A 5,725-nucleotide genomic window follows, 5' to 3' on the forward strand; every position below is an offset into this window, starting at 1 on the left:
TTTCGAGTCGACCATGGAGCTGGTGCGTCAGGTGAATTACGCCTCGGCCTTCTCCTTCAAATATTCGCCGCGCCCCGGCACGCCAGGCGCCGAAATGGCCGATCATGTGCCGGAAACGGTCAAGGACGAGCGCCTGCAGCGGCTGCAGGCTCTGCTTGTGAAGCAGCAGCAGGACTTCGGCTTGAGCCTCATCGGCAGCACCATCGACACGCTGATCGAGAAGCCCGGCCGCCAGGCCGGCCAGAAGGTAGGCCGCTCACCTTGGCTGCAGCCGGTTATTGTTGATGAAAAGGCCGGCGAAATCGGTGACATTATCCAGGTGCGAATCACGAAGACGGGCTACAACAGCCTGTTCGCCGAATTGGCCTGAGGGTCTCGGCAGATGAGGAGAGACGGTTGAGCGCAGCAGAGCTGAAGAACCTGCCCCCGGTACCGGCATCTGGGGCTTCTGACATGGCGCACATCGTTCTGACTTTCGACAACAACAAGCTTGCCAGCGCCCTCTATGGTCAGTTCGACGAAAACCTCGCCCGGCTCGAGCAGAAGCTTGGCGTCGACATCCGCTCACGCGGCAACCAGCTGACCATCAAAGGGTCCGCTTCTGCCGCCGAGCAGGCGCGCCGCGCCCTGGACAATCTTTACGGCATTCTCCAGAAAGGCGTCGATATCGGCCAGTCCGACGTTGACGGCGCCGTGCGCATGGCGATTGCCGCCGACGATCAGTTGACCCTGCCAACGCTGGAACGCAAGGGCAAGGTCTCCGCCGCCCAGATCGCCACCCGCAAGAAGACGATCTATGCCCGTTCGCTCAACCAGGACGCCTACATGCGGGCGCTTGAACGGTCGGAACTGGTGTTCGGCATCGGCCCGGCCGGCACCGGCAAGACCTACCTGGCGGTGGCGCACGCGGCGATGCTGCTCGAGCGCGGCATGGTCGAGCGCATCATTCTCTCGCGGCCGGCGGTCGAGGCCGGCGAGCGGCTGGGCTTCCTGCCCGGCGACATGAAGGAGAAGGTCGATCCCTATCTGCGGCCGCTCTATGACGCGCTCTACGACATGATGCCGGCCGACAAGGTCGAGCGCGCCATTGCCGCCGAAGTGATCGAAATCGCGCCGCTTGCCTTCATGCGCGGCCGCACGCTGGCGCATGCCGCCGTTATCCTCGACGAGGCGCAGAACACCACGCCGATGCAGATGAAGATGTTCCTGACGCGTCTGGGCGAAAACTCGCGCATGATCGTCACCGGCGATCCGACCCAGATCGACCTTCCCTCGAACACCAAATCGGGTCTGGTCGAAGCCTTGCGGGTGCTGGACGGCGTGGCGGGCGCGGGCACCGTGCGCTTCAACGACGGCGACGTGGTTCGCCATCCGCTGGTGGCGGAAATCGTCAGGGCCTACGACCGGGACGCCAAGCTGGCGCGTGGCCTCGGCGCCGAGAATTGATGTTGGCGATGCGGCTTCATGCCTGAGGACATAATATCCGGCGACGGGAATATTCCCGTCGACATCGACATAGCGGTTGAGGCGGGCAACTGGCCCGACGAGGCAAGCCTGACGCGGCTGGTCGATCGGGCCGTTAAGGCGGCTTTTGCCGAAACCGGCGTGGCGGGCCGTTCCGAACTCAGTCTCGTTTTTTCCGACGACGCCCATATCCAGGTTCTCAACGCCGGCTGGCGCGGCAAGGACAAACCGACCAACGTCTTGTCTTTCCCGGCTTTTCCGTTTGCGCAGGGCGGTCCGTTGCCGCCGATGCTGGGCGACATCGTGCTGGCCGCCGAAACGGTCGCCCATGAAGCGGTACTGGAAGACAAGCCTGTCGAGAACCATATCACCCATCTCGTCATCCACGGCCTGCTGCATCTGCTGGGCTACGATCACGAGACCGAGGCCGAGGCCGAGGCGATGGAAGCCGTCGAACGCGCGGCGCTTGCAAGGCTTGCCATTCCCGACCCCTACGCGTAACTACATCTGACCAATTGACCGGACGACGATGAACGACAAACCAGAGACTGCCGCCCGCCCCGACGCCGGCAGTGCAACCAAGGCTTCCGATACGTCGGAAGAGGGATCAAGTCCGAGTACCGTTGCCTCTGGTGCTAGCAGTACCTCTGCTGCTGCCGGCACCTCTGGTGCTGCCAGCATCGGCAGCGCTGCCAGCGAGACATCGCCTGCCGGTCCCTCCCTGTTCGACCGCGTTCTTGGCCTGTTCAGGCAACGCAACGGAACCAGCCTGCGGGAGGAAATCGCCGGCGCGCTTGCCGAGACAACGAGCGATGCCGGCGCCTTCTCGCCCGGCGAACGCGCCATGCTCAACAACATCCTGCGGCTGCGCGAAGTGCGCGTCGAGGACGTCATGGTACCGCGCGCCGACATTCAAGGGGTCGAAATCACGACGACGCTCGGCGATCTGCTGGGCACCTTCGAGCAATCCGGCCATTCCCGCATGCCGGTCTATTCAGAGACCCTCGATGATCCGCGCGGCATGGTCCATATCCGTGATGTGCTGGCCCACATCACCAAGATCGCGCGCGTCAAGAAGGGCCGCTCGACCAGGAAAGCACCCGTCGCCACGGTTCTCGATCTCGCCCAGGTCGATCTCGCACGCACCATTGGCGACCTCAATCTGATCCGCCCGGTGCTGTTCGTGCCGCCGTCGATGCTCGCCTCCGACCTGATGGCTCGCATGCAGACGACGCGCACGCAAATGGCGCTGGTCATCGATGAATATGGCGGCACCGACGGCCTTGCCTCGCTGGAAGACATCGTCGAGATGGTGGTCGGCGACATCGAGGACGAGCATGACGACGACGAGCCAATGATCACCCAGAGCGGCGACGGCGTGTTCATCGTCGATGGCAAGGCCGAGATCGACGACGTCGCCAAGATGATCGGCGGGGATTTCGCCGCCGGTGAACATGGCGAATATGTCGACACCATCGGCGGCATGATTTTCAACACGCTTGGCCGTGTTCCGGCCCGCGGCGAGGTGGTGCAGGCCATACCCGGTTTCGAATTTCACGTCCTCGACGCTGATCCGCGCCGCGTCAAGCGCGTGCGCATCGTGCAGAGCCAGAAGGGTGAGCGTCGCCGGCGTGCCACGGCGCGCACCGAACAGGCGTGAGCGTTTCGCTCGCACGATGACTATCGACGACCCGTTCAAGCATCCAAGTCTGGGCTCTGGTGTTTTCTACAAGGATCCGCATGCCGCGCTGGACTGGCTCGAGGCGGCTTTCGGCTTCGAGCGCAGCATGGTGGTCAGCGATGCCGAGGGAAAGCTCATCCATGCAGAGATGCGGTTCGGCGACAGCTACATCATCGTCGATTCCGAATGGAGCGATTACGTCGCCAGCCCGGCTTCGCTCTCGGGCAAGAACACGCAGTCGATCTATGTCAGGCTGAAGGGTGGCCTGGATGCGCATTGCGAGCAGGCGCGGGCGCTCGACGCTGATATAATCCAGGAGCCGGCGGATCAGTTCTAGGGTGAGCGCCAGTATCGTGCACGCGACCCCGAGGGCCATGTCTGGACCTTCACGCAGACCATCCGTTCGGTTCAGCGCGAGGAGGCCGAGCGGCTGGGGGGCGTTCAAATCGAGGGTTGGCACCGGTAGGCAGGGCCGGAGCTGTGCATCTCAGCTAGCCCATGCGCCGTTTGGAGCGCGGAGCGCAGCCTGTTAAATCTTGTGTCCTGATTCGCGACTCGGAAGTATGCATGGAGCGCCTCACCGGCCGGATAATTCTGCTTTGGGGTTGGCGGCGTGCGCTCGTGGCGTTTCTCGCAGGCGCCCTCGCGGTGCTTGGGCAGGCGCCTTACGACTTCTTCGCCGCCTGTTTCGTCTCGTTCCCGCTGCTGGTCTGGCTGCTCGACGGCGCCACCGGCGAAGCTTCAGGCAGTCTGTTCCGGCGTCTGCGGCCGGCTTTCGCCGTCGGTTGGTGGTTCGGTTTCGGCTATTTCCTCGCCGGCCTCTGGTGGATCGGCTCGGCGCTGCTGGTCGAGGCCGACAGCTTTGCCTGGGCGCTTCCCTTCGCGGTGGTCGGCATTCCTTTCATGCTCGCCTTTTTCTACGGCTTTGCGGCAATCGTTGCCCGGCTGCTGTGGAGCAACGACATTGGCCGCATCGCCGCCCTTGCCTTCGGCTTCGGCCTGGCGGAATGGCTGCGCGATTTCCTGTTCACCGGTTTTCCCTGGAATGCCGTCGGCTACGCGGCCATGCCCGTGCCGCTGCTGATGCAGAGCGTCTCGGTGACGGGCATGATCGGCATGAACGCGCTCGCGGTGTTCGTCTTCGCACTGCCGGCACTGCTGGCGGCACGTCGGCACCTGCGCCTCGGCGCGGCACTGTTTGTCGTGCTCGTCGCTGCCCATGTCGGCTTCGGCTATATCAGGCTTGCCGCTCCCGAATCGCCAGCTTCACGCAGCCTGGATGTCCGCATTGTCCAGCCGGCCGTGGACCTGTCGGAAAAATGGGATGCCTCGGTGCGCGACCGCATCTTCGCGGTCCTGATGGGGCTCTCGGGCAAGGCGCCGGATCCAGGCCATCAAAAGCCGCAACTGATCCTGTGGCCCGAAACCTCGGTGCCGTTCCTCTTCACCGAGCGTCCGGACGCATTGACGGCGCTGGGGGATATGCTCGGACCCGGCCAGATGCTGATTGCCGGCGTCGTCCGCGAGGAAGGCGGCTCGGCCGCAAATGCCGACAGCCGCTACTACAACTCCGTGGTGGCGATCGACGACAAGGGTGAAATCACGGACGCCGTCGACAAGGTTCACCTGGTGCCGTTCGGCGAATACCTGCCTTTCGCCGATCTGCTCCAGCGTTTCGGCATCGAGCAACTGGTTGCCGGGCCGATGAGTTTCGCGGCCGGCAATGAGCGGCACGCCATCACGCTACCCGACGGCATCCGTGCGCTGCCATTTATCTGTTATGAGGTGATCTTTCCCGATCTTGTGGCAGTTGACGCTGCGTCAGCGCAGCTTATTGTGAACGTTACCAATGATGCGTGGTTCGGCGACACGCCGGGTCCGTATCAGCATTTCAGGCAGGCCCAGATCCGTGCGGTGGAAAATGGATTGCCATTGGTGCGTGCCGCCAACAACGGCATCTCGGCCGTCGTCGATCCGCGCGGGCGCATCGTCGATGCGCTTGCTATCGACGCGCGCGGCGCCATCGATGCCCACATACCGATTTCCGGACAGGCGCTCATATCTCCCGGCCAACGGCGCATTAACGGAATGCTGATCATGTTGCTGTTTGCCGTTGGGGCAGCGCTGTTGAACGTAAGGCAAAGGCTACGGGTGAATTGACAGCCAACACATTAGAAACTCATACTGTAAGTGCCTGAAAATTTCTCGAAGCCGGTGGATCGTTCTGTTGGGGCAGTTGCCTCCGGCTTTGTTTGGGCAGGAAAAAAAATAGAGAAAGCCGAAAAAATTCGGCGAGGAAAAAATGACAGAAGATAACAAGAAGAAACCGAATCCGATCGACATCCATGTTGGCAGTCGCATTCGGCTTCGCCGCAACATGCTTGGAATGAGCCAGGAAAAGCTGGGAGAAAACCTCGGCATCACATTTCAACAGATTCAGAAATATGAAAAGGGCACCAACCGCGTCGGCGCCAGCCGTCTGCAGGCGATCGCGTCCATACTCGGCGTGCCTGTCGCTTTCTTTTTTGAGGATGCGCCCGGCCAGGAGCCTCTGGCGGGCCGTGGATTTGCCGAGGACGC

At 62.6% G+C, this 5,725-nt stretch carries 6 protein-coding genes and 1 pseudogene; all 7 read left to right on the top strand.

Going from position 1 to position 5,725, the window contains the following annotated elements:
* Positions 1-370, top strand: a 370-nt coding sequence (locus ENZ74_RS19490; protein ID WP_127312931.1) for a TRAM domain-containing protein, incomplete at its 5' end; no start/stop codon positions are given.
* Between the two features lie 83 nt (positions 371-453).
* Complete coding sequence (locus tag ENZ74_RS19495; protein WP_245470979.1) at positions 454-1,446, top strand: PhoH family protein; 993 nt, start codon at positions 454-456, stop codon at positions 1,444-1,446.
* Positions 1,447-1,464: 18 nt separating this feature from the next.
* Positions 1,465-1,965, top strand: coding sequence for an rRNA maturation RNase YbeY (gene ybeY, locus ENZ74_RS19500; protein WP_013527905.1), 501 nt, complete (start codon positions 1,465-1,467; stop codon positions 1,963-1,965).
* A 28-nt stretch (positions 1,966-1,993) separates the two neighbouring features.
* Positions 1,994-3,124, top strand: coding sequence for a hemolysin family protein (locus tag ENZ74_RS19505; RefSeq protein WP_063169992.1), 1,131 nt, complete (start codon positions 1,994-1,996; stop codon positions 3,122-3,124).
* Between the two features lie 16 nt (positions 3,125-3,140).
* Positions 3,141-3,611 (top strand): annotated as a pseudogene (locus ENZ74_RS19510) (VOC family protein).
* A 101-nt stretch (positions 3,612-3,712) separates the two neighbouring features.
* Positions 3,713-5,305, top strand: a complete 1,593-nt coding sequence (lnt, locus tag ENZ74_RS19515) for an apolipoprotein N-acyltransferase (protein WP_063169993.1) — start codon at positions 3,713-3,715, stop codon at positions 5,303-5,305.
* Positions 5,306-5,447: 142 nt separating this feature from the next.
* Positions 5,448-5,725: helix-turn-helix transcriptional regulator (locus tag ENZ74_RS19520; RefSeq protein ID WP_164761085.1), on the top strand; the 278-nt coding region annotated here is incomplete at its 3' end.

This window comes from Mesorhizobium sp. M7A.F.Ca.CA.002.15.2.1 (assembly GCF_003998715.1).
Lineage (GTDB): Bacteria > Pseudomonadota > Alphaproteobacteria > Rhizobiales > Rhizobiaceae > Mesorhizobium > Mesorhizobium ciceri.